We start from the raw sequence: 22,626 nt of genomic DNA on the forward strand, positions 1-22,626 counted from the left end.
CGGCGGCGGTCAGCAGACCAGGATCAGCACGGTCAGCACGAAGCGCTGCGGCGCCGGGTCGGCCGGGGCCTCATAGATCACCGTCACCGGAACGCTGGTGCCGGGTGCGGCCGCCGGGTCGATCCGCACCGCGAAGCCGCGGTTGCTGAAGGCCCAGGTGCTGGGCACCGTGTCGTCACAGGTCGCGGTGGTGCCGTCGGGCGAGAACCGGCACGGGTTGTACGCCGGCAAACTGCTCAGGAACTTCGAGCCCGGCGGGAGCTGGGCCACCACCTTGCCGCGGAACGGGTAGTCGTCGGACGGACCGAAGGTGCTCTCGGCCACCCCGAAGTCGGCGCCGCCGCCGGAGGTGGTCGGCTTGGGGGCCGGTGGAGCTCCAGGACCGCGTCGGTGACCGGGGAGGAGACGTCCAGCGACCAGGTGCTGTTCCGGTCGGCGGGGTTCTGGTCGGGAGCCCAGTCCACCTCGGCGGTGCCGCCGGAGTAGGTGGCCGGACCATCGACGGTGCCGATCGTCCTGGCGTGGACCTGGTAGGTCGCGCAGGCGCTGGGAGCCAGGTTCTGCGCGACGGGGAAGCGGATCCAGTTCCACCCGCCGTCCACCGGGCCGGGGGTGTACGGGCCGGCGCTCAGTCGCAGGCCGGGATCGGCGGGGCCGTTGATCACCAGGGTGGCGGAGGTGGGGGGCTCGGTGCCGTGGTTGCAGACCGTGGCCAGCAACGTCCCGACCTGGCCGGGAGCCACGGCGAACGGTGGCGGGCTGACGCTGACCGACAGGTCGCGGGCGTAGGCTGAGCGGGTGTTCACGCTCTCCGATCCGGTGGTACCGATCATCGCCGCGCCGATGGCCGGTGGCGCGTCCACGCCCGAACTGGTGGCGGCGGTGAACCAGGCCGGCGGTCTCGGATTCCTGGCCGCCGGTTACCGCACGGCCGGCGCGATGGCCGAACAGATCGCGCGCACCCGGGCACTGACGGACCGTCCGTTCGGCGTCAACCTCTTCGTGCCCGCGGCCACCGACCCCGCCGCGCTGGCCGGGCTGCCCGCCTACCGTGCCGAACTGCTGCCGGAGGCCGAGCGCTGGGGTGTCGAACTGCCCGAGCGGATCCCGCCGGACGACGAGGACTGGGCGGCCAAGCTGGCGGTGCTGCTCACCGATCCCGTCCCGGTGGTCTCGTACACCTTCGGGCTGCCGACCCGTCAGGAGGCCACCGCGCTACGGGCCGCGGGCACCGCGCAGGTGGCCACCGTGACCAGTGCGGACGAGGCGCGGGCAGCGGCCCGGCTGGGGATGGACGCGCTCTGCGTCCAGGGTCCCGAGGCCGGCGGGCACCGGGGCACCCACCGAGCCGGCGACGAACCGGGGACCGAGTCGCTGCCGGAGCTGCTGGCGCTGGTCCGCGCTGCGGTGGGCCTGCCGTTGATCGCCGCCGGGGGCCTGACCGCCGGCGCCGACCTGGCCGCCGCGCTGCGGGCCGGGGCCGTGGCGGTCCAGCTGGGCACCGCCTACCTGCGCTCCGACGAGGCCGGCACCTCACCGGTGCACCGCGCGGCGCTGGCCGACCCGAGGTTCGAGCAGACCGTGCTGACCCGCGCGTTCACCGGTCGTGTCGCCCGCGGGCTGCGCAACGCCTTCACCGACCGGCACGCCGGCCACGCCCCGCACGCCTACCCAGAGGTGCACCACCTCACCGCCCCGCTGCGCACGGCCGCCGCCCGCCGCGGCGACCCCGAGGCGTTGCACCTCTGGGCCGGGACGGGGCACGCCCGTGCCGGGGCCGGTCCGGCGGCCGGGATCACCGCCGCCCTCTGGCGGGCCGCCCAGCGGTAGCGGGCGGGTCGGTCACGGGTGCGACGAGTGGAGTGATGATCGGGCCGGGCTGGGAGCGCGGAGCGCCGGGGTCCGTCAGCGCAGCAGGGTGGCCATCCACTCCTCGATGGCCGGGACGGTGCGCGGCAGGGCGCCGGAGAGCAGACGGGCGCCCTCCGTGGTGATCACCAGGTCGTCCTCGATCCGGATGCCGATGCCGCGCAGTTCGAGCGGCAGGGTCTCGTCGTCCGGCTGGAGGTAGAGCCCGGGTTCCACGGTGAGCACGTGGCCCTCGGCCAGCACTCCGTCCAGGTAGGTCTCCGCCCGGGCCCGGGCGCAGTCGTGGACGTCCAGGCCGAGCATGTGCCCGCTGCCGCACAGGGTGTAGCGGCGGTAGAGCCCGCTGTCCTCGTGCAGCGCCTGTTCGGCCGGGATCCGCAGCACGCCCCAGTCGGCCAGTCCCTCGGCGATCACCCGCATCGCCGCCAGGTGGAAGTCGCGGAACCGGGCACCCGGACGCAGCGCGGCGATGCCGGCGTCCTGGGCAGCCAACACCAGGTCGTAGAGCTGCCGTTGGACGGGGGAGAAGGTGCCGCTGAGCGGCAGGGTGCGGGTGATGTCGGCGGTGTGGAGGCTGTCGGTCTCCACACCGGCGTCCAGCAGCAGGAGTTCACCCTCGCGCAGCCGGCCCTCGTTGCGGATCCAGTGCAGCACACAGGCGTGCGCGCCGGAGGCGGCGATGGTCTGGTAGCCGGTCCCGTTGCCCTCGGCCCGGGCCCGCAGGTTGAAGACGCCCTCGATCCACCGCTCGCCGCGCGGGTGGCGCAGAGCCTCCGGCAGGGCGCGCACCACGTCGGTGAATCCGGCCGTGGTGTGGTCCACCGCGAGTTGCAGCCGGCCGACCTCCCACTCGTCCTTGATCAGGCGCAACTCGGACAACACCGAGGCGAGTTGGCCGTCCCGGTCGGCGCCGGCGGTGGGGCGTCCGGTGGCCTGGTCGAGTACCGGGTCGACGCCGGCCAGCACCCGGGTGGCCGGTTGGGCGCCGGTCAGCAGCTTGGGCAGGTCGTCGAGATGGGCGGTCCGCAGGCCGGTCAGCCGGGCGGCCTCGGCCAGGTCGGGACGGCGGCCGACCCAGAACTCGCCGTAGCGGCGGTCGCGGTAGCACTCCGGGCCGTTGCGCGGCGAGCGGGGGCGCAGGTAGAGCGCCGGTTCGTGGCCGGTGGCTCCGGCGGGTTCGAGTACGAGCACGTGCCCCGCCTGGTCCTCGCCGCACAGCCCGGTGAGCCAGGCGTAGGCGCTGTGCGGGCGGAAGCGGTGGTCGATGTCGTTGCTGCGGGCCGTGAGTTGACCGGCCGGGACCAGCAGCCGCTCGCCGGGGAAGGCGGCGGAGAGTCGGGCGCGTCGTTCGGGCGTGAGATGGTGGCCCGGGACGCGGTCGTCGGCGGGTAGCGGGGTGGCGGCCCAGGAGGTGGCCATGAAGGCGTCCAGGGCGGGGGAGACCGGCAGGTCGTGGCTGCCGGTGTGGAGCGGGGCGGGCTGCTGCGGCGACATCTGACGGCTCCTCGGGGAGTGGGCGGCCTCCTGACGCTGTGAAATTTCACATTACTATGTTACTCGGCTCTGTGGCGCCACTAGGATGAACGGGTGACTGCTGATCAACCCGCCCTGCTGCCAACCGGACCCGCGACGCTGCCGTCCGTCGTGCGCTGTCGCCGGTGCGGGCGGGTGCTGCGAGATCCGGAGGCGCGGCTGCTGCGGCTGGGCAAGGAGTGCCGCGGGCCGGAGCAGGCGGTGCGGGTGGTGCCGGGGGAGCAGGACCCGCTGCCGGGCGTGTGACCCGGGCGCGATGACCCGCCGACGTACCCGCGGTGTTGCCTGGTGGTCTCGTGGTGGGTTACAAGTAGGCAGCATGACAGCTGGGTTGCCGCTGGAACCGGTCGAACTCCCGCCCGAGCCGATCGTCGGGGCCGCGGCCCTGTTCGCACTCGACCCCGCGGTGGCCCATCTCAACCACGGGTCGTACGGCGCCGTGCCGCTCCCGGTGCAGGCCGAGCAGCAGCGGTTGCGCGCCGAGCAGGAACGGGATCCGGACGGCTTCTTCGGCACGCTGCCGGCCCGGATCGCGGCCGCCCGGACGGCGGTGGCCAGGGCGCTCGGCATCGACCCGGCACGGCTGGCGCTGGTCAACAACGTCACCGAGGCGGTGGCGGTGGCGCTGGACAGCGTGTCACTCGCGCCGGGCGAGGAGATCCTGGTCACCGACCACAGCTACGGCGTGGTGGCCCGGGCCGCCGAGCGCCGGGCCGCGGAGTGCGGGGCGGTGCTGCGGACCGTCCGCCTCCCGCTGGACCTCGCCGAGCCGCCCGACCCGCAGAGCGCGCTCGACGGCTTCGCGGGGCTGGTGTTGGCCGCGGTCGGGCCGCGGACCCGGGTGGTGATCCTGGACCGGGTCACCTCGCCCACTGCCCGCGCGGTCGCCACCGGTCCGTTGCTGACCGCGCTGGCCACCCGCGGCGTGGTCACCATGGTGGACGCCGCGCACGCGCCCGGGATGCTGCCACTCGCCCCGGAAGTCGCCCTCGCCGACTTCTGGTTCGGCAACCTGCACAAGTGGGCCTTCGCGCCCCGACCCACCGCCCTCCTCGCGGTGGGCCCGGCCTGGGCGGAGCGGATCCGTCCGCTCACCTACTCCTGGGAGCACGAGCGCGGTTTCCCGGCCGCCGTCGAGTGGCGGGGGACCTGCGACTACACGGCCTGGCTGGCCGCGCCCGGTGGACCGGCCCTGCTGGCGCGGCTCGGCCCGGAGCGGGTGCGCGAGCACAACGAACGGCTCGCCCGGCACGGGCAATGGCTGCTGGTGGAGGGGGCGGGGCTGCGGCCGTTGCCCGGCTCGGTCGGTGTCTCGATGCGGGCGGTCCGGCTGCCCGCCGGCGTCGCGGAGACCGAGGAGGCGGCCCGCGGGCTGGTGGCGACGGTCCGGCAGCGGCTCGGGGCACGGATCGCGGTGCGGCCCTGGGCGGGCGGCGGAGTGCTGCGGATCAGTGCGCAGGTGTACAACCGGGCCGCGGAGTACCAGGCACTCGCCACCGGCCTGGCCGGGCTGTTGAAGGGCTGAGCGGCCGAGCGGCAGGAAGCCGCGAGGTCACAGCTCCAGCGCGGACTCGATGCCCTTCAACTGGTGCCGGGCCATCGCCAGGTTCGCCCGGGAGCGGCTGAGCGCCAGGTAGAGGAAGAGCCCGCGGCCGCTCTTCGTGGTCAGCGGGCGGATCAGGTGGTACTGGCTGCTGAGACTGATCAGGATGTCCTCGATCTCGTTGTCGTGCAGGTTGAGCATCTCCATGGTCCGCATCTTGGCCCGGACCACGTCGGTGTTCCCGGCGGCCGCGATGTTGAGGTCCAACTCGGTGTTGTCGCCGAGTGCTCCCAGGGCCATCCCGCTGCCGTAGTCGACCAGCGCGGCGCCGATCGCGCCGTCAATGGTCAACGCTTCCTTGAGTGCCGTCTCCAGGTTCGCCATCGGGCTGTCTCTCCTGCTCGTCGGTCGATCGCGTGCTCGGTCGGGGTCGTGATGTGCACCGACTGTAGGGAGGGTGGCGACGTACGGTTGACGTTTGATCGCAGGCGACAAAACTCGGCCATCTTGTGCTCGATATCATCGGATATGTGCTCGAATCTGTCCGGGAAAACTGTGCGATCAATGTCGGTCCGGCCGGGTAACCTCTCGCTGAGATGCTGGAACACCACACCGACCGCACCAGCTGCGTCCCGGCCCCGGCGGTTGCCGGGGTGCCGCCCGCGCAGCCACAGGCGTCACCGTCTGTGCCCCACCACCACGGGAAGAACGAGGTGACGCCCATGAGCAGCGCCCTGTCCGACGATGACGCCCTGAGCCCCGCCGAGGCCTACGCGGCCGCCCGCCGGCGTGCCCAGGAGCAGGCCACCGCCCTGTACGGCTTCCAGGAGCTGTACGACTTCCCGCTCGACCCGTTCCAGCTGGAGGCCTGCGAGGCGCTGGAGCAGGGTTCCGGCGTCCTGGTCGCCGCGCCGACCGGCTCCGGCAAGACCATCGTCGGCGAGTTCGCCGTCCACCTCGCGCTGGCCGCCGGGCGCAAGTGCTTCTACACCACCCCGATCAAGGCCCTCTCCAACCAGAAGTACGGCGACCTGGTCAAGCGGTACGGCGCCGCCAGGGTCGGCCTGCTCACCGGTGACAACACGGTCAACGGCGACGCGCCGATCGTGGTGATGACCACCGAGGTGCTGCGCAACATGCTCTACGCGGGCTCCTCGACCCTGGCCGGCCTCGGCTACGTGGTGATGGACGAGGTGCACTACCTCGCCGACCGGTTCCGCGGCGCGGTCTGGGAGGAGGTGATCATCCACCTGCCCGAGTCGGTCACCCTGGTCTCGCTCTCCGCCACGGTCTCCAACGCCGAGGAGTTCGGCGACTGGCTGGACACGGTCCGCGGCGGCACCAAGGTGATCGTCTCCGAGCACCGCCCGGTTCCGCTCTGGCAGCACGTGATGGCCGGCAGCCGGATGTACGACCTGTTCTCCAACCCGGACGCGGACGGCCGCCCGAAGAACGCCCCGCGCAACCCGGCCAAGGCGGTCAACCCGGAGTTGGTCCGGCTGGCCCGGGCCGAGGCCGACCGCAACCCGCGGTTCCAGCGCGGCCGCGGCCGCTCGATGTCCAACGGCCGTCCGGGCCGGGTCTGGACCCCCGGCCGGGTCGAGGTGATCGACCGGCTGGACGCCGAGGGCCTGCTGCCGGCGATCACCTTCATCTTCAGCCGGGCCGGCTGCGAGGCCGCCGTGCAGCAGTGCCTGGCCTCCGGGCTGCGGCTCAACAAGGACACCGAGCGCGCCCAGGTGCGCGCGCTGGTCGAGGAGCGCTGCGCCGCCATCCCCGACGAGGACCTGCACGTCCTCGGCTACTTCGAGTGGCTGGACGCGCTGGAGCGCGGCGTCGCCGCCCACCACGCGGGCATGCTGCCGCGGTTCAAGGAGGTGGTCGAGGAGCTGTTCCTGAAGGGCCTGGTGAAGGCGGTCTTCGCCACCGAGACGCTGGCGCTGGGCATCAACATGCCCGCCCGCTCGGTGGTGATGGAGAAGCTGGTCAAGTGGAACGGCGAGATGCACGCCGACATCACCCCCGGCGAGTACACGCAGCTCACCGGCCGGGCCGGCCGGCGCGGCATCGACATCGAGGGCCACGCGGTGGTGCTCTGGCAGCGCGGTCTCGACCCGGAGGCGCTGGCCGGGCTGGCGGGCACCCGGACGTACCCGCTGAAGTCGTCGTTCCGGCCGTCCTACAACATGGCCGTCAACCTGGTCTCGCAGTTCGGCCGGCACCGCTCGCGCGAGCTGCTGGAGACCTCGTTCGCCCAGTTCCAGGCCGACCGCTCGGTGGTCGGCATCGCCAAGCAGGTGCAGCGCAACGAGGAGGGCCTGGAGGGCTACCGCGACGCGATGACCTGCCACCTGGGCGACTTCGAGGAGTACATGGGTCTGCGCCGGGCGCTCAAGGAGCGGGAGAACGAGCTGGCCCGGGAGGGCAGCAGCCAGCGCCGGGCCGCCGCGGTCGAGGCCGTCGAGGCGCTCAAGCCGGGCGACGTGATCCACGTCCCGAGCGGCAAGTTCGCCGGGCTGGCACTGGTGCTCGACCCCGGCCTGCCGCCGGTCAGCCGCAGTGGCCGCGGCGGACCGCGCCACCCGGACTATCAGGACGGCCCGCGTCCGGTGGTGCTCACCGCCGAGCGGCAGGTCAAGCGGCTCGCGATGATCGACTTCCCGTACCCGGTGGTCGCCGTCGACCGGCTGCGGATCCCCAAGTCGTTCAACCCGCGCAGCCCGCAGTCCCGTCGCGACCTGGCCTCCGCGCTGCGCACCAAGGCCGGCCACCTGGAGCCCGAGCGCTACCGCAAGGGCCGGGCGGCGGCCGCCGACGACCCGGAGATCGCCCGGCTGCGCGGCGAGCTGCGCCGGCACCCGTGCCACGGCTGCGACGAGCGTGAGGACCACGCCCGCTGGTCCGAGCGCTACCACCGGCTGCACCGCGACACCGAGGTGCTGGAGCGCCGGATGCGCTCGCGCACCCACACCATCGCGCGCACCTTCGACCGGGTCTGCGCGCTGCTCAGCGACCTCGGCTACCTCAAGGGCGACACCGTCACCGCGGACGGCAAGCGGCTCGGCCGGCTCTACGGCGAGCTCGACCTGCTGGCCTCGGAGTGCATCCGGGAGGGGGTCTGGAAGGACCTCTCGGTGGCCGAACTCGCGGCCTGCGCCTCGGCGTTGGTCTATGAGGCGCGGCAGGCCGACGACGCCGCGGCGCCCCGGGTGCCGGAGGGCGGCGCCAAGGAGGCGCTGGGCCGGATGGTCCGGATCTGGGGCCACCTGGACGCCCTGGAGGAGCAGCACCGGATCTCCACCGCCGAGGGCGTCGGCCAGCGCGAGCCCGACCTGGGCTTCGCCTGGATCGCCTACCGCTGGGCGCTCGGCCACGACCTGGACTCGGTGCTGCGCGACGCCGACATGCCGGCCGGCGACTTCGTCCGTTGGACCAAGCAGCTGATCGACGTGCTGAGCCAGATCCAGGACGCCGCCGGCGAGGACGCGGGGCTGCGCACCACCGCGCGCAAGGCGGTGGACGCGCTGCGCCGCGGCATCATCGCCTACTCCTCGATCGGCTGAACCACCGTTCGCCGCACGGCGGTCGGGCCCGGAACCGGTCAACACGGTTCCGGGCCCGTTCAGTTGGCCGGTGCTCAGCCCAACCGGAAGGTGGCCTGCACCGGGTAGTGGTCGCTCGGCGCGTTGGTGTCGAGCTGGCCCGCCGTCCAGCCGGCCTGCGGGTCGAAGTCGGTCCGCACGGACGGCAGCGCCGACGGCACCGGGCGGCCCGGGGCGTTGAGGTAGCCGAGGTAGTCCAGGTCGTCCTGGTAGTCCTTGGCGAAGCTCTCCACGCCCGACATGTACTGGCACCAGGCGGAGACCGGGCAGTCATGGTGGTCGGCTGGCCCGGATCGGTGGCCGGGGTGCCGAGCACACCGCCCACCGCCGCCTGGGCGTTGGCGTAGTCGCCGCGGCTCTGGCCGTGGTGGTACTCGACATTGAGGTCGCCACCGAGATTGAGGTCGCCACCGAGGAGCACCGGCCCGGTCGATCCGACGATCCAGTTCACCCAGCCCTGGATCTCGCCGAGTTGGGCGAGCCGGGTGGCCTGGGTGGTGTCGGTGGAGGTGTTGCTCTGGTCGGCCTGCAGGTGGGTGCCGACCACCCAGGTCGGGGCGCCGCCCTTGTTCACCTCGGCCAGCACCGCGCCCTTGTTGGCGTCGTAGTCCCAGGTGCCGGAGGTGGAGTTGGAGAAGACGTGGGCGTACCGGGCCGAGATCGGGTACTTGGAGAGGATCATCGTCCCGCCGTTGATCACGAACGGGGAGTTGGAGCAGTTGCCGCTGATGCCGCTCCAGCCGCCGCCCGAGCAGGTCTGGCCGACCACCGGCGTGTGGTACGGGTAGAGGTCGGCGAGCCCGCCGACGATGTCATCGGTCGAGTCGTGGTTGAACAGCTCGTCCAGGACCACCACGTCGGCGCTGTGCTGGCGGATCACCGATTCGATCACCGGGGTGCGCCGGGCGGCCTGCTCGTTCTGGCTCCAGTCGACCACGGCGGTGCCGAGATCGACGTTCCAGGCGAGGACCGAGAGGGTGCTGCCGCTCGGCGCGGCCGCGGGGGCCGCCGCGACGGCGGTCGGTGCGGTGGTGCCGCCGAGCAGGGCGGTCGCGGCGACGGCGGAGGCGAGCGCGACGGCGGTACGGCGCAGGGACATGGTGACGGCTCCTGACGACGGGTCAGCTGCGAGCGGGACAGCGGAACCGTAGTCACCGACCGGTACATCCGGAGGAAGACCAACCGATCGGACCATGGCAGAAAGATGTCTGCACAACCTTGCGCCGCACCCCTTGGCAGGCGGCCCCGGTTCAGCCCGCGAGCGCGGCCAGCACCCGGTCCAGCGAGCTTCCCAGGCCCCAGCGGGTGGACAGCTCCTCCAGCGTCATCGGGTCCAGCGGCTCGCCGGGCAGCGCCGGGTCGAGCGCCGGCAGCGGCAGGTCGGTGGCCACCCGGACCACCGTCGGCGCCACGTCCAGATAGGCCGAGCCGGCCAGCAGGTTCTTCCGCCGGGCCGGGGTGAGTTCGGAGAGCGGGTCGAGCGCCGCCTGCCGGATCCCGGCCAGGTCGCCGTACTGGGCGATCAGCTGGGCCGCCGTCTTCTCGCCGATGCCCTTGACCCCGGGCAGCCCGTCGCTCGGGTCACCGCGCAGCGCCGCAAGGTCGGCGTACTGGGCGCCGCCCACCCCGTACTTCTCGCGCAGCAGCGCCTCGTCGGTGAGCTGCGCCTGGCCGACGCCCTTGACCGGGTAGAGCACGGTGATGCCGCGGGCGTCGTCGACCAGCTGGAACAGGTCGCGGTCGCCGGTGACGATCTGCACCGGCCCGGTGGCCCGGGCGGTGAGGGTGCCGATCACGTCGTCCGCCTCGTAGCCGGGCACGCCGACCCGGGCGATGCCGAGCGCGTCCAGCACCTGCTCGATCACCGGCACCTGCGGGGCCAGTGTGTCGGGGATCTCCTCCTCGCCCTCGGTGGCCTCGGCGGCCAGCCGGTGGGTCTTGTAACTGGGGATCAGGTCCACCCGCCACTGCGGGCGCCAGTCGGCGTCCAGGCAGGCGACCAGCTGGTCCGGGCGGTGGTCCTGGACCAGCCGGGCGATGAAGTCCAGCAGGCCGCGCACGGCGTTCACCGGCACGCCGTCGGGGGACTTCACGGATTCCGGGACGCCGAAGTAGGCGCGGAAGTAGAGGCTGGCGGTGTCGAGCAGCATCAGTCGCGGTGCGGTCACCCGCCGATCATCCCGCATGCGCGCCCCCGGCCGGGCCGCACTGCGGATCGGGGAGTCGGACCGCCGCGCCGGAGACCCGGACCCGTGGGTCGCCGGCCCGCAGCCCGACCCCCAGCACGCCCGGTCGGCCCAGGTCCTCGCCCTGGTGCAGGAGCAGCTCGGCGGTGTCCGGCGCCTCGCCCAGCTCGCGCAGGTAGGCCCCGAAGGCCGCCGCCGCGGCGCCGGTGGCCGGGTCCTCCACCACCCCGCCGACCGGGAACGGGTCGCGGACGTGGAACTCCGTCGCCGAGGCGCGCCAGACCAGCTGCAGGGTGATCAGGTCACGGGCGGTCATGAGGGCGGCCAGCCGGTCGAAGTCGTAGTCCAGCCGGGCCAGCCGCTCCCGGGTGGCGGCGGCCAGCACCAGGTGCCGGGCACCGGCGTAGGCGATCCGCGGTGGCAGCGTCGGGTCCAGCTCGTCCGCCCGCCAGTCCAGGGCGGCCAGCGCCTCCTGGACGTCGGCCGGGTCGACCTCCAGCACCCGTGGCTCGACGCTGGTGAGGGTGGCCCGCAGCACGCCGTCCCGGTCGGCCGCGACGGTGACCGGCACCGGGCCGGCCGCGGTGGCGAACACCAGCTCGCCCGGAGCGGAGCGTTCGGCGATCGCGATCGCGGCCGCCACCGTGGCGTGCCCGCAGAACGGCACCTCGCGGGTCGGCGCGAAGTACCGCGCGGTGAAGTGGCCGGGCCGGCCCTGCGGGTCGGGGGTGAGGAAGGCCGTCTCGGAGTAGCCGAGCCCGGCGGCGATGGCGAGCTGCTGCTCGTCCGTCAGGCCGCTCGCGTCCGGCACCACCCCCGCCGGGTTGCCGCCGACGGGGGTGGTGGTGAACGCGGCGTACCGCAGCACTGTGGTCATGATCGGACGAACCGACCGGTGGGCGCGGGCATTCCGCCGGCTCAGTGCGAGTGCGGGCCGCTGCGGTGCACCGGGCCGTGCGAGTCCGCGCAGTGCTCGGCGGCGAGTGCCTCGGCGGCGTCGCTGATCTGCAGCAGTTGCTGGTCGTCGTCCTCGCCGACGTGGTCCACCTGGAGGGTGGCGTGGGTGATCCGGTACTCGTCGCGCAGCCGGCGCTGGAGGTCGCGGCGGACGGCGTGGCAGTCCCCGCCCGGGGCGACCAGGATGTGCGCGGAGAGCGCGGGCTGGCCGGAGGTGATCTCCCAGACGTGCAGGTCGTGGATCTCCTCCACCTGCGGGGTGGCGACCAGCCGGTCGGCCAGCGCGTCCGGGTCGACCCCGGCCGGGGCGGCCTCCAGGAAGATCCGCGCGGAGTCCCGGATCAGCCCGGTGCCGGCCCGCAGCATCAGCGCCACCACGACCAGCGAGGCGATAGCGTCGGCCCGCAGGAAGCCGGTGGTGAGCATGACGGCGCCGGCGACGGCCGTGGCGATGAAGGCGTACAGGTCGGTCAGCACGTGCTGGAAGGCGCCCTCGACGTTCAGCGAGCTGCGGTTGGCCTTCGACATGCACCAGGCGGCGGCCACGTTGACCACGATCCCGACCAGCGCGGTGACCAGCACCAGCCCGCCCTGGACCGGCGGCGGCTCGATCAGCCGGCGGACCGCCGCGTAGCCGAGCCAGAGCGACAGCACCAGCAGGGTGATCCCGTTCGCCTGGGCGGAGAGGATCTCGGCCCGCTTGAGGCCGTAGGTGTAGCCGCCGCGGGCCGGCCGGGCGGCCAGCCGCATGGCGGCCAGGGCCAGCACGATGGAGGCCGCGTCGGTCAGCATGTGCGCCGCGTCGGAGAGCAGGGCCAGCGAGTGGGCGGCCAGGCCGATCGCGACCTCGCCGGCCATGAAGACCACGATCAGGGCGAGCGCGCTGGTCAGCCAGCGCTGGTCGGCGTCGGCGGCCACGCCGTGCGAGTGGCCGTGGCCGTGGCCGTGGTGGTCCGCGTGGTCATGCGCATGATCATGAGGTGCGTGCTGGTGGTCGTGGTGGCCGGCCATCGCGGTCGTCTCCTGAACGCTGGTGGTGGTCAAGGACGGGTGCCCTGCACGGGAAGTGAACCGCAGATCGGACGAAGATCCAAAGGCTGCACTGGTGACCGTTGTCGTTCCGATCTGTACACCGACGGACCCCTTACCCAACGACCTCCGCGGGCACGGCCCGTTCGGCGGCGGCCACGCCGGCCGCCCGGACCAGGGCCTCGGTGAGCCGCGGGTCATCGCCCTGCTCCGGGTGCCACTGCACCCCGAGGACGAACCCCGCGCCCTCCACGGCCTCCACCGTGCCGTCCTCGGCCAGTGCCGAGACCCGCAGCCCCTCGCCGATCCGGTCGGCCGCCTGGTGGTGCAGGGTCGGCACGGAGAGCACGGGCTCCGGCAGCAGCTCGGCCAGCAGCGTGCCGGGCAGCGGGCGGACCGGGTGGTGGTCGTAGCGGCCACCCTCGACGGCGCCGTGCCCGTGGTGGCCGACCAGGTCCGGCAGGTGCTGCACCAGCGAGCCGCCGCAGACCACGTTGAGCAACTGCATGCCGCGGCAGATCGCCAGCAGCGGCAGCCCGGCGGCCAGCGCCGCGCGCAGCAGCGCACCCTCGAAGGCGTCCCGCTCGGGCTCCGGCGGGTCGGTGTGCGGGTCGGCCGGCTGCCCGTAGAGCGCGGGGTTGACGTCGCCGCCGCCGCTGACCACCAGGCCGTCCAGCGGGGCGAGCAGCTCCGGCGCGTGTTCCGGGGCGTTCGGTGGCAGCAGCACGGGCAACCCTCCGCAGGCCCGGACCTGGCCGGCGTAGTGCTCCGGCACCAGGACGACCGGGCGGGCCCGCCAGGACCCCCAGTTCACCGCGACGCGGTAGGCGCTGATTCCGATCAGTGGCTTCTGGTTCATACCTTCGGATCCTGTGCCGCGCGCTGACGCCACGTCAATCCGAGCCGGGTGCGGTGGGGCGAACGGGTGGACGCCGCGTCAGAAACGGGCGCGCGCCGTGCCGGACCGGCCCCGGCGCGCTCTACCGTGCGGGGGTGCCCCGGCGCTCCCGCCGGGGCGGGCCCGGCTGCCGGAGGAGCGCTCGCCATGACCGTGCTGGACCCGGGCGCGACCCACTGCCGGCGGCTGGTCGGCCGGACCGCGGTGGTCACCGGGGGTGGGAGCGGCGTCGGCCTGGCCACCGTCCGCCGATTGGCCGCCGAGGGGGCCCGGGTGGTGGTGGCCGACCTGGACGAGGACGCCGGCGCGGCGGCGGCCGAGCAGGTCGGCGGGCTCTTCGTGGCGACCGACGTGACCGAGCCGGCGATGGTGGAGGCGCTCTACGACACCGCCTACGAGACCTGTGGCGGCGTGGACATCGCCTTCCACCACCCGTCCGGGCCGGCGGCGGACGGGCACTCGATCCTGACCACCGGGCCGGCCGCCTGGCAGCGGGCCCAGCAGCTGCACCTCGGTTCGGTCTACCTCTGCTGCCAGGCGGTGCTGCCCTACATGCGGCGGCACGGGCGCGGCTCGATCGTCAACACGGCCGGCTTCCCGACCCGGCCCGACGCCGCGGCCGAGCAGATCTCCGCCACGACGGCGCGGGGCGGGGTGCTGGCGCTCTCCCGGGCGCTCGGGGTGCAGTTCGCCCGGGAGGGCATCCGGGTCAACGCGCTCGTGGCCGGCCCGGTGGAGCACGGCCAGCACCCGCGAGCCCCCGGCGAGCGGCCGGCACGGATCCCGCTCGGCCGGTTCGCCCGGCCCGCGGAGATCGCCGCGGCGGTGGCCTTCCTGGCGAGCGACGACTCGTCGTTCATCACCGCGAGCGAATTCCTGGTGGACGGCGGGCTGGCGGCGGCCGGCGCGGGGGCGTTCTAGCGGGGGGTCCGGGACGGCCGGCCGGACTCTCACCGTAATCTCATCCGAAATGGCCCGTTCGTGGGGCTCAGTTGATTTCGCGTTTATCCGTCGAGCCATACATTTTCTGCTGTGAGTGACGCGAAGATTCCGGCCGGGTGGTACCCGGACCCGCAGGACACCAGCAGCGACCCCCGGCCCGAGCGCTGGTGGGACGGCATCGGCTGGACGGCCACCACCCGTCCCGGCGGCGCGGCGGACGAGGACACCGCCGTGCTCGACGGTGCCCGGGTGATCGAGGGTGAGGTGCTGGACAGCGGCCACACCGTGCGCTTCCCGGAGCCGCCGGCCGGGGACGGGTCCACCGCCGCGGGGGCGGGGGAGCCGGGCTCGGTGCCGTTCCCGTTCGCCGACGCGGTGATCACGAAGCAGCGGCCCTCCGTGCTCAGGCGGCTGGCCAAGCCCGTGGTGGTGGCCGCCGCGGTGGCGGGCCTGCTCGGCCTCGGCATCGGCTCGGGGGTGACCTACCTGGCCGTGCACAAGGACGGTGGACGGGCGGTCGCCCAGCCCGCCCCGCAGCAGAACGGCGGCAGCGGCGGCACGGGTCCCCGGCACTTCGGCGGTGGCGGCAGCGGCGGCTCGGGCGGGTCCGGCGGTGGCGGTGGCATCCCCGGCTTCCCGGGCCTCCCGGGCGGTGGCGGCGGGGACGGCTCCGGCGGCAGCGGCGGCTCCAACGTCGCCGTGGACATGGTCGACGGCATCTCGCTGCCGGTTCCGGCCGGCTGGCAGGGCGGTACCGCCGGCGACGGCACCGCCGCGCTCACCATCGGCAGCTACACCTGCCCGGGCGGCGGCGGGAGCAGCGGGTCCGGCGGCGGTGGCAGCGGCGGCTCGGGCGGTTCCGGCGGCAACACCTGCTCGCTCGGCGGGGTCACCACCGGCAGCGTCCAGGGCACCGACCCGCAGACCGTCGCCAAGTCGGACATCGCCACCGCGGCCCAGCAGTCCTACGGCGCGATCAAGGGCCACCAGGAGCTCAAGTCCGAGCCGGTGACGGTCGACGGTCGCAGCGGCTACCTGGTGCGCTGGCAGGTCACCGCGCCGGTGGGCAACAACGGCTACGTGGAGACCGTGGTGTTCCCGGCCGCGAGCGGCAAGAACCTGATCGCGGTGCACTTCGGCTTCGACATCGCCCAGAACGCCCCCGACGTGTCGGTGATGGACACCATCGTCCAGGGCATCACCGACTACTCCGGCTCGGCCGGCGGCTCCGGCGGAGGGTCGGCCAGCTCCACCTGACGCGTCCCGCCGCGTCCCCCGAACACGCGCCCCGCCGCCTCCCCGGTGCAGCGGGGCGCGTCCACGTCCGCCCGCCCGGTGGTCTACAGGAACGCGTGGCCCTCGCCCCGGTAGGTCGGCACGGTGTCCACCACCCGGTCGCCCTCGACCAGCCGGAGCTCGGCGAAGCGCTCGCACAGCTCCCCGGCCTTGGCGTGCCGGAACCAGACCCGGTCACCGATCAGCAGGTCGTCCGCGGCCGGGCCGAGCAGCGGGGTCTGCACCTCGCCGGCGCCCTCCTGGGGGTCGTAGCGCAGCCCCGGTGGCAGGTACGGCACCGGCGAGCGGTCCGGCCCCGCCGCGCCCGAGGCCGGGTAGCCGCCGCCGAGCACGGTGACCACGCCCACGCCCGGCCGGCGGACCACCGGCTGGGCGAAGAGCGCGGCCGGACGGCCCCGGAACGCGCGGTAGTTGTCGAACAGCCGCGGCTGGTAGAGGCCCGAGCCGGCCGCCACCTCGGTCACCGCGGCCTCGGCGACCGTGCTCTCCACGCTGCCGGTGCCGCCGCCGTTGACGAACTCCAGGTCGGCCACCTGGCGCACCGCCCGCACCGCCGCCCAACGCCGGTCGGCCAGCTCGGCGCGCGCCCGGTCCTGCATCAGACGGATCACCCGGGACCGCACCGGCCGGCCCGCGACCTTGTCGCCGACCCCCGCGACGTGGCCCTCGTACGCCATCAGCCCGACCACCCGGAACCCCGCGCGCCGCTGCACCAGTTCGGCGAAGGCGGCCAGCTGCTCCGGAGTGCGCAGCGGCGAGCGCCGGGCGCCGACCCGAACCCGCCCGCCGAGCAGGTGCAGCGCGGTGTCCAACTCCAGGCAGACCCGCACCTGTTCACCGCCGGCCCGGGCCCGGTCGACCAGGTCAAGCTGCGCCGGGTCGTCCATCAGCACGGTGACGGCGGCGGTCAGCTCCGGGTCGGCGGTCAGCTCGGCGAAGCCGGCCCGGTCGGCCGACGGGTAGGCCAGCAGGACGTCCGTGAAGCCGGAGCGGGCCAGCCAGAGCGACTCGGCGAGTGTGAAGCTCATCAGCCCGGCGAAGCCGTCCATAGCCAGCACCCGCCCCAGCAGCGCCCGGCAGCGCACCGACTTGCTGGCCACCCGGATCGGCTTGCCGTCCGCCCGGCGCACCAGGTCGGCGGCGTTGGCGTCGAAGGCCGCCAGGTCGACGATGGCCAGCGGGGCGTCCAGGTGCGCGGTCGCCCGGTCGTAGCGGGCGCGGTCGGCCGCCGGGGAAACCCGGGAAACTCGGGAAACCGCCGGGGAGACCACCGGCGAGGAGGTGAGGTGGGCCATGCGCGCAGACTGCCACAGGGCTGATACCCGTGGGTAGGGTCCGGACCGGCTCAGCCGACCACGGCGGCCCGCACGCAGAGCACGTCCGGCAGGTGCGCGGCGAGCAGCGCCCAGCTCTCGCCCTCGTCCGCGCTGCCGTACACCTCGCCGTTGCGGTTGCCGAAGTAGACCCCGGCCGGCTCGGCGTCGTCGGTGCGCAGCGCGTCGCGCAGCACCACGCCGTAGTGGTTCTCGTCCGGCAGACCCTCGCCGAGCTCCTGCCAGCTGCCGCCGGCGTCCTCGGTGCGGTAGATCCGGCAGCGGCGGCCGGGCGGTAGCCGCATGAAGTCGGCCTCCAGCGGTGCCAGATAGGCCGTGCCGGCCCGCCGCGGGTGGGTCGCCACGGCGAAGCCGAACACCGCCAGCAGGCCGCCCTCGGCCGGCCGCCACTCGGTCCCGCCGTCGTCGCTGCGGAACACCCCGCCGTGGTTCTGCAGGTAGAGCCGGTCCGGGTCGGTCGGGTCGGCCGCGATCTTGTGCACGCACTGACCGAACTCCGGGTACGGATCGGGCAGGAAGCTGACCCGGATGCCGCCGTTCGACGGTGCCCAGCTGCGCCCGCCGTCGCGGCTGCGGTAGACGCCGCCGGCGGAGACCGCCACGGTGAGCGCGGCGGCGTCCCGCGGGTCGGTCAGGACGGTGTGCAGGCCCTGCCCGCCGAACCCGGCGCCCCAGGCCTCCCGCTGCGGGTGCGTCCAGAGCGGTTCGACCAGTGCGAAGGTCTCCCCGCCGTCCTCGGAGCGGAACAGCGCGGCGGGCTCGGTCCCCGCGTACACCACGCCCGGAGCCTCCGGGCCGGCCGGTTGCAGCTGCCAGACCCGGGTCAGCGAGGCGCCGGTGTGCTGGGGGAACCGCACGGCGGCCCGCGCCGGCTCGTGCCAGGTGACCCCGAGGTCGTCGGAGCGCCACACCGACGGGCCCCAGTGGCTGCTGTCGGCCCCCGCGAGCAGCCGGGTCCGCCCGCCGCGCCGGTCGACGCCGACCGAGTAGACGGCGTTCATCGGAAAGTGCGGTCCGCTGAGGTCCCAGGCCCGCCGGTCCCGGCTGCGGCCGAGGAAGAGGCCCTTCCGGGTGCCCACCGCGAGCAGTACGTCGGTCATGGCAGCCACTCTGCGCGGGCCCGCGCGCCGTAGCGGCTAGGCTCACCGGGTGGACCGCAAGAACATCCCGAACCCCGGTTTCGCCGACGACGACGGCTCGGCCGACCCGGCGTTGGCCAAGGCGCTGGCCGACTGGTCGCACGACCCGGCCGCCGAGCCCGCGCTGCTGGCCGCGTTGCCCGCCGCCCGCCTGATGGTGCCGATCGTGGCCCTGCTCGGCGAGGTGGAGGTGGACGCCGAGGGGCTGAAGCACGAGAAGACCAGCGACATGGCGGTGCCGGTGATCGAGGCACCGGACGGGCGGCGCGGGCTCCCCGCCTTCACCTCGCTGGAGACGCTGGCCCGCTGGCGGGCCGACGCCCGCCCGGCGCCGGTGGCCGCGCCGCAGGCGGTGCTGGCCGCCTACTCGGAGCGGGCCGACACGCTGCTGATCGACCCGGCCGGCCCGGTGACCTACCAGCTCACCGGTGCCCGGATGCGCGCGGTGGCCGAGAACCGGGTCTGGCTGCCGCCGGTCGAGGACCCGGACGTGCTGGCCGCGCTGCGCCCCCTGTTGGCGGCCGAGCCGCAGGTGCTTCGGGCGCAGCTGCGGCCGGGCGAGCAGACCGACGCGGTGCTGGCGCTCGGGCTGGCCGAGGGTGCGCCGGTCCAGGAGCTGGCCCAGCGGCTGGCCGGGGAGCTGGCGGCCGACCCCACGCTGCGGGTGCGGCTGGGGCGCGGGATGGACCTCGCGCTGCTGCCCGCGGGCGCCGAGCCCGCGGGGCAGCTCTTCTACCAGCGCTGAAGGTCTTCCACCAGCCCGGAGGGCGCGGCGTCAGGAGTAGACCGGCCCGGTGAACTTCTCGCCGGGGCCGGCGCCGGGGGCGTCCGGGACCAGCGAGGCCTCGCGGAAGGCGAGCTGGAGCGAGCGCAGCCCGTCGCGCAGTGGCGCGGCGTGGAAGTTGCTGATCTCCGGCGCGCCGGCGGTGACCAGGCCGGCCAGCGCGGTGATCAGCTTGCGGGCCTCGTCCAGGTCCTTGTCGGCCTCGCCGCCCTCGGCCAGACCGCACTTGACGGCCGCCGCGCTCATCAGGTGCACCGCGACCGTGGTGATCACCTCGACCGCCGGTACCTCCGCGATGTCGCGGGTCAGGTCGTCGAAGCCGATCGCGTCGTCGGCTGCGGAGTCGGCGGGGCGGTCGCCGGTGGGCTCGGTGCTCAAGGGAGGCTCATTCCATAGCGGTGGATCCGTACCCCCGGAGCGTACAAGGGCGGGTCCGGCGGGTGGGAATACCGCCCACCCCCGGAACGCTGGTATGCTTCGAGACTGACCGGCCAGGTTCCGTCATGGTGCCCGGCCAGCAAGTGGAGGCTCCACTGCGGAGGCCCGAGAGGGCAACCCGAAAGTCTCCCACCTGATCGGCCTCGCGGTCGACGGGTCCCGGTCCGCGACGGTAGCCGCAAGGCTGCGAGTCGCCAGGTGCCGCCCGGAAGGGCGCGCCCCCGGTCGTGTGGAGCCCCGCCTGTATACCGAGCGGGGCTTTTTTCGTGCCGCGCTGCGTACGCCGTAGGCAGCGCAGCACGAATGAAGCCCCGCCCAGTGGTCGAAGTCCACTACGTGCGACCGCCTGCCTGACGGCCGCATCGCAGAAGGTGCAACCGAGGAGGCCCCATCAGCACCGAGCCCCGCATCAACGACCGGATTCGCGTCCCCGAGGTGCGACTCGTCGGTCCCAGCGGCGAGCAGGTCGGCATCGTGCCGCTTGCCAAGGCGCTGGAGCTTGCGCAGGAGTACGACCTCGACCTGGTCGAGGTCGCGGCGACCGCCCGGCCGCCGGTGTGCAAGCTCATGGACTACGGCAAGTTCAAGTACGAGTCGGCCATGAAGGCCCGTGAGGCGCGCAAGAACCAGGCGCACACGGTCATCAAGGAGATGAAGCTCCGGCCGAAGATCGACCCGCACGACTATGACACCAAGAAGGGTCACGTCGTCCGGTTCCTCAAGCAGGGCGACAAGGTCAAGATCACGATCATGTTCCGTGGTCGCGAGCAGTCCCGTCCCGAGCTGGGTTTCCGACTGCTGCAGCGGCTCGCCAACGACGTCCAGGACCTGGGCTTCGTGGAGTCCTCGGCCAAGCAGGACGGCCGTAACATGATCATGGTTCTCGGCCCGCACAAGAAGAAGACCGAGGCGATGGCCGAGGCCCGCGCGGCGGCTGACGCCCGCAAGGCCGAGCGCCAGGGCCGCACCAGCGGCCAGGACGACGTTGACACCGCTGACGACGCCGTGGACGCGGCCGTCGAGGCGGAGGAGAACGAGGCGACGGACGGCGAGCAGGCCGCCCCCGCCGAGCAGCCGACCGAGGTCGCTCAGGACGCCTGAGCCCCCGGGCTCCGGACGGTCCGAGTGGTCCGGCCACCACGGTTCCGGGGCACCCGCCCCGGCGACCGGAAACACCCAGCGCCCGGGTCCGCGCAGCTGCCTGCGCGGACCGGGGCGGACCGACGAGGAGATACGGCGATATGCCGAAGCAGAAGACGCACAGTGGCGCCAGCAAGCGCTTCAAGATCACGGGCTCGGGCAAGGTGCTGCGCGAGCGCGCCGGCAAGCGCCACCTCCTGGAGCACAAGCCCTCCACGCTGACCCGCCGTCTGACCGGCAACGCCGAGATGGCCCCCGCCGACGCCAAGAAGATCAAGAAGCTTCTCGGCAAGTGATCGCCCGCCGCGGTGGCGACACCGCGGAGTCCGGCTGATCCTTCCCGACCTATTCGAATGACGGACCACGTGAAGTAGTCCGTGGTCCAACCCAAGGAGTAATGAAGTGGCACGCGTCAAGCGGGCAGTGAACGCCCACAAGAAGCGCCGGGTCATCCTCGAGCGGGCCAGCGGTTACCGCGGCCAGCGGTCGCGCCTGTACCGCAAGGCCAAGGAGCAGGTCACCCACTCGCTCGTCTACAACTACAACGACCGCAAGAAGCGCAAGGGCGACTTCCGGCAGCTCTGGATCCAGCGCATCAACGCCGCTGCCCGCGCCAACGGCATGACCTACAACCGCTTCGTGCAGGGTCTGAAGGCCGCCAACATCGAGATCGACCGCAAGATGCTGGCCGAGCTCGCCGTCAACGACACCACCGCGTTCGCCGCGCTGGTCGAGGCCGCCCAGAAGGCGCTCCCGGCCGACGTCAACGCGCCGAAGGTCGCTGCCGACGCCGCCTGATCCACTCCGGATCGCCGCTGAGCACTCCAGACCCGCAGGTTCCCCGTGAGCCTGCGGGTCTGGCCGCTTCGGCACCCGTCCCGGGCCGCACTTGCGCCGAGGGCCCGTCCGGCGGATCCTTCCGGGCCCGCGACGCCGGGCGCCCAACGCCGTGGGCCGATCCGGAGAGACCCGCCGGACAGGCCCCAGCCCCCAGATAGCGAGATCACCGCACCCCCATGGTCAGCATCGACACCCCTCTGCTCAGCTCGCTCCGCTCGCCGCGGGTGGTCGCCGCCCGCAAGCTCGCCCGGCGGGCCCAGCGCGGCAAGGACCGCCGCTTCCTCGCCGAGGGCCCGCAGGCCGTCCGCGAGGCGGTGGGCTACGGGCTGCTGCCGGGCAGCGGGCAGCACGCCGTGGTGGAGATCTACCTCACCCGCGAGGCCGCCGAGCGGCACACCGACATCACCGCGGCCGCCCGGGCGGCCGGCCTGCCGGTGCTGACCGCGACCGACGAGGTGATCGCGGACATCTGCGACACCGTGACCCCGCAGGGCATCGTGGCGCTCTGCCGGTTCCTGGACACGCCGTTCGAGGAGGTCCTCCGGGCCCGCCCGCGGCTGGTCGCGGTGCTCGCCAACGTCCGCGACCCGGGGAACGCCGGGACGGTGCTGCGCACCGCGGACGCGGCCGGCGCCGACGCCGTGGTGCTCACCGACGCCTCGGTGGACCTCTACAACCCGAAGGCCGTCCGGGCCTCGGTCGGCAGCCACTTCCACCTGCCGGTCGCGGTCGGCGTGCCGGTCGAGCAGGTGGTGACCGGGCTGCGCGCGGCCGGCGTGCGGGTGCTGGCCGCCGACGGCGCGGGGGAGCGCGACCTCGACCAGGAGCTGGACGAGGGCAGCCTGGCCGGGCCCACCGCCTGGATCTTCGGCAACGAGGCCTGGGGCCTGCCGGAGGAGACCCGCGCACTGGCCGACGAGGTGGTGCGCGTGCCCATCCACGGACACGCCGAGAGCCTCAACCTCGCGACGGCCGCCGCCGTGTGCCTCTACGCTTCGGCCCGCGCCCAGCGTTCGTCGGCAGGGTGTCGCGAGCCGGGCACGGAGCGCTAGGGTCGGACTGACCGCAGGCAGGGCACGGACGCGGGTCGGAGCGG

General features: G+C 73.8%; 23 protein-coding genes. 11 read left to right on the forward strand and 12 right to left on the reverse strand.

The annotated features are described in order from the left end of the window. Positions 1-9 precede the first annotated feature (9 nt). On the reverse strand, positions 10-270 hold the full coding sequence (locus tag ACZ38L_RS11355) for a hypothetical protein (RefSeq protein WP_465691575.1): 261 nt from the start codon (positions 268-270) through the stop codon (positions 10-12). Then, positions 237-806, reverse strand: coding sequence for a hypothetical protein (locus tag ACZ38L_RS11360; RefSeq protein ID WP_465691576.1), 570 nt, complete (start codon positions 804-806; stop codon positions 237-239). The genes ACZ38L_RS11355 and ACZ38L_RS11360 overlap by 34 nt, the downstream gene beginning before the upstream one ends. On the opposite strand from ACZ38L_RS11360, the gene ACZ38L_RS11365 reads away from it, so the two are divergent. Next, positions 799-1,830 carry a nitronate monooxygenase gene (locus tag ACZ38L_RS11365; RefSeq protein WP_465691578.1) on the forward strand — a complete coding sequence of 344 codons (1,032 nt, stop codon included), beginning with the start codon at positions 799-801 and terminating at the stop codon, positions 1,828-1,830. The two genes, ACZ38L_RS11360 and ACZ38L_RS11365, sit on opposite strands and share 8 nt — an antisense overlap. A gap of 75 nt (positions 1,831-1,905) precedes the next feature. On the opposite strand, the gene ACZ38L_RS11370 is transcribed toward ACZ38L_RS11365, so the two are convergent. Continuing rightward, a complete protein-coding gene (locus tag ACZ38L_RS11370; protein WP_465691580.1) occupies positions 1,906-3,363 on the reverse strand; it encodes an aminopeptidase P family protein in 1,458 nt (485 codons plus the stop codon). Positions 3,364-3,456: 93 nt separating this feature from the next. On the opposite strand from ACZ38L_RS11370, the gene ACZ38L_RS11375 reads away from it, so the two are divergent. Together ACZ38L_RS11375 and ACZ38L_RS11380 are read left to right on the forward strand one after the other, a co-directional pair. Continuing rightward, entirely contained in the window at positions 3,457-3,648 is a 192-nt protein-coding gene (locus ACZ38L_RS11375) for a DUF6011 domain-containing protein (protein WP_465691582.1), read from the forward strand. 73 nt (positions 3,649-3,721) lie between these two features. Next, a complete protein-coding gene (locus tag ACZ38L_RS11380) occupies positions 3,722-4,927 on the forward strand; it encodes an aminotransferase class V-fold PLP-dependent enzyme (protein ID WP_465691584.1) in 1,206 nt (401 codons plus the stop codon). A 27-nt stretch (positions 4,928-4,954) separates the two neighbouring features. Here ACZ38L_RS11380 and ACZ38L_RS11385 read toward each other — a convergent pair whose 3' ends face one another. Next, positions 4,955-5,329 (reverse strand): hypothetical protein, encoded by a 375-nt coding sequence (locus ACZ38L_RS11385; protein WP_465691585.1) that lies wholly within the window; start codon positions 5,327-5,329, stop codon positions 4,955-4,957. A gap of 338 nt (positions 5,330-5,667) precedes the next feature. On the opposite strand from ACZ38L_RS11385, the gene ACZ38L_RS11390 reads away from it, so the two are divergent. After that, a complete protein-coding gene (locus ACZ38L_RS11390; protein ID WP_465691586.1) occupies positions 5,668-8,508 on the forward strand; it encodes a DEAD/DEAH box helicase in 2,841 nt (946 codons plus the stop codon). On the opposite strand, the gene ACZ38L_RS11395 is transcribed toward ACZ38L_RS11390, so the two are convergent. The 5 genes from ACZ38L_RS11395 to ACZ38L_RS11415 form a co-directional block, all read right to left on the reverse strand. Beyond that, the gene (locus ACZ38L_RS11395) at positions 8,483-9,646 is read right to left on the reverse strand and encodes an endonuclease/exonuclease/phosphatase family protein (RefSeq protein ID WP_465691587.1); all 1,164 of its coding nucleotides are present in this window, start codon (positions 9,644-9,646) and stop codon (positions 8,483-8,485) included. The two genes, ACZ38L_RS11390 and ACZ38L_RS11395, sit on opposite strands and share 26 nt — an antisense overlap. Before the next feature lie 151 nt (positions 9,647-9,797). After that, complete coding sequence (locus ACZ38L_RS11400; RefSeq protein ID WP_465691767.1) at positions 9,798-10,697, reverse strand: 5'-3' exonuclease; 900 nt, start codon at positions 10,695-10,697, stop codon at positions 9,798-9,800. 25 nt (positions 10,698-10,722) lie between these two features. Further along, positions 10,723-11,610, reverse strand: coding sequence for a PhzF family phenazine biosynthesis protein (locus tag ACZ38L_RS11405; RefSeq protein WP_465691588.1), 888 nt, complete (start codon positions 11,608-11,610; stop codon positions 10,723-10,725). A gap of 41 nt (positions 11,611-11,651) precedes the next feature. After that, positions 11,652-12,701 (reverse strand): cation diffusion facilitator family transporter, encoded by a 1,050-nt coding sequence (locus ACZ38L_RS11410; RefSeq protein WP_465691769.1) that lies wholly within the window; start codon positions 12,699-12,701, stop codon positions 11,652-11,654. A 133-nt stretch (positions 12,702-12,834) separates the two neighbouring features. After that, on the reverse strand, positions 12,835-13,578 hold the full coding sequence (locus tag ACZ38L_RS11415; protein ID WP_465691589.1) for a gamma-glutamyl-gamma-aminobutyrate hydrolase family protein: 744 nt from the start codon (positions 13,576-13,578) through the stop codon (positions 12,835-12,837). A 186-nt stretch (positions 13,579-13,764) separates the two neighbouring features. Here ACZ38L_RS11415 and ACZ38L_RS11420 point away from each other — a divergent pair, with 186 nt between their 5' ends. Then, on the forward strand, positions 13,765-14,538 hold the full coding sequence (locus tag ACZ38L_RS11420; protein WP_465691590.1) for an SDR family oxidoreductase: 774 nt from the start codon (positions 13,765-13,767) through the stop codon (positions 14,536-14,538). 111 nt (positions 14,539-14,649) lie between these two features. Next, positions 14,650-15,816, forward strand: a complete 1,167-nt coding sequence (locus ACZ38L_RS11425; RefSeq protein ID WP_465691592.1) for a DUF2510 domain-containing protein — start codon at positions 14,650-14,652, stop codon at positions 15,814-15,816. An 83-nt stretch (positions 15,817-15,899) separates the two neighbouring features. Here ACZ38L_RS11425 and ACZ38L_RS11430 read toward each other — a convergent pair whose 3' ends face one another. Together ACZ38L_RS11430 and ACZ38L_RS11435 are read right to left on the reverse strand one after the other, a co-directional pair. Beyond that, entirely contained in the window at positions 15,900-17,150 is a 1,251-nt protein-coding gene (locus tag ACZ38L_RS11430) for an alanine racemase (protein WP_465691594.1), read from the reverse strand. A 50-nt stretch (positions 17,151-17,200) separates the two neighbouring features. Continuing rightward, the gene (locus ACZ38L_RS11435) at positions 17,201-18,289 is read right to left on the reverse strand and encodes a WD40/YVTN/BNR-like repeat-containing protein (protein WP_465691596.1); all 1,089 of its coding nucleotides are present in this window, start codon (positions 18,287-18,289) and stop codon (positions 17,201-17,203) included. A gap of 49 nt (positions 18,290-18,338) precedes the next feature. On the opposite strand from ACZ38L_RS11435, the gene ACZ38L_RS11440 reads away from it, so the two are divergent. After that, positions 18,339-19,073, forward strand: a complete 735-nt coding sequence (locus ACZ38L_RS11440; protein WP_465691598.1) for an SseB family protein — start codon at positions 18,339-18,341, stop codon at positions 19,071-19,073. A 30-nt stretch (positions 19,074-19,103) separates the two neighbouring features. On the opposite strand, the gene ACZ38L_RS11445 is transcribed toward ACZ38L_RS11440, so the two are convergent. Beyond that, positions 19,104-19,490, reverse strand: a complete 387-nt coding sequence (locus tag ACZ38L_RS11445; RefSeq protein WP_465691600.1) for a DUF1844 domain-containing protein — start codon at positions 19,488-19,490, stop codon at positions 19,104-19,106. A gap of 450 nt (positions 19,491-19,940) precedes the next feature. Here ACZ38L_RS11445 and infC point away from each other — a divergent pair, with 450 nt between their 5' ends. From infC to ACZ38L_RS11465, 4 genes are all read left to right on the forward strand, one after another. Continuing rightward, on the forward strand, positions 19,941-20,651 hold the full coding sequence (infC, locus tag ACZ38L_RS11450) for a translation initiation factor IF-3 (RefSeq protein WP_465691772.1): 711 nt from the start codon (positions 19,941-19,943) through the stop codon (positions 20,649-20,651). Between the two features lie 140 nt (positions 20,652-20,791). Beyond that, positions 20,792-20,986, forward strand: a complete 195-nt coding sequence (gene rpmI / locus ACZ38L_RS11455) for a 50S ribosomal protein L35 (protein ID WP_396565026.1) — start codon at positions 20,792-20,794, stop codon at positions 20,984-20,986. 106 nt (positions 20,987-21,092) lie between these two features. Then, positions 21,093-21,488 (forward strand): 50S ribosomal protein L20, encoded by a 396-nt coding sequence (gene rplT / locus ACZ38L_RS11460; protein WP_396565028.1) that lies wholly within the window; start codon positions 21,093-21,095, stop codon positions 21,486-21,488. A gap of 218 nt (positions 21,489-21,706) precedes the next feature. Beyond that, entirely contained in the window at positions 21,707-22,582 is an 876-nt protein-coding gene (locus ACZ38L_RS11465; RefSeq protein WP_465691603.1) for a TrmH family RNA methyltransferase, read from the forward strand. Positions 22,583-22,626: the final 44 nt, after the last annotated feature.

The sequence above is a fragment of the Kitasatospora sp. NPDC024654 genome (assembly GCF_055559155.1).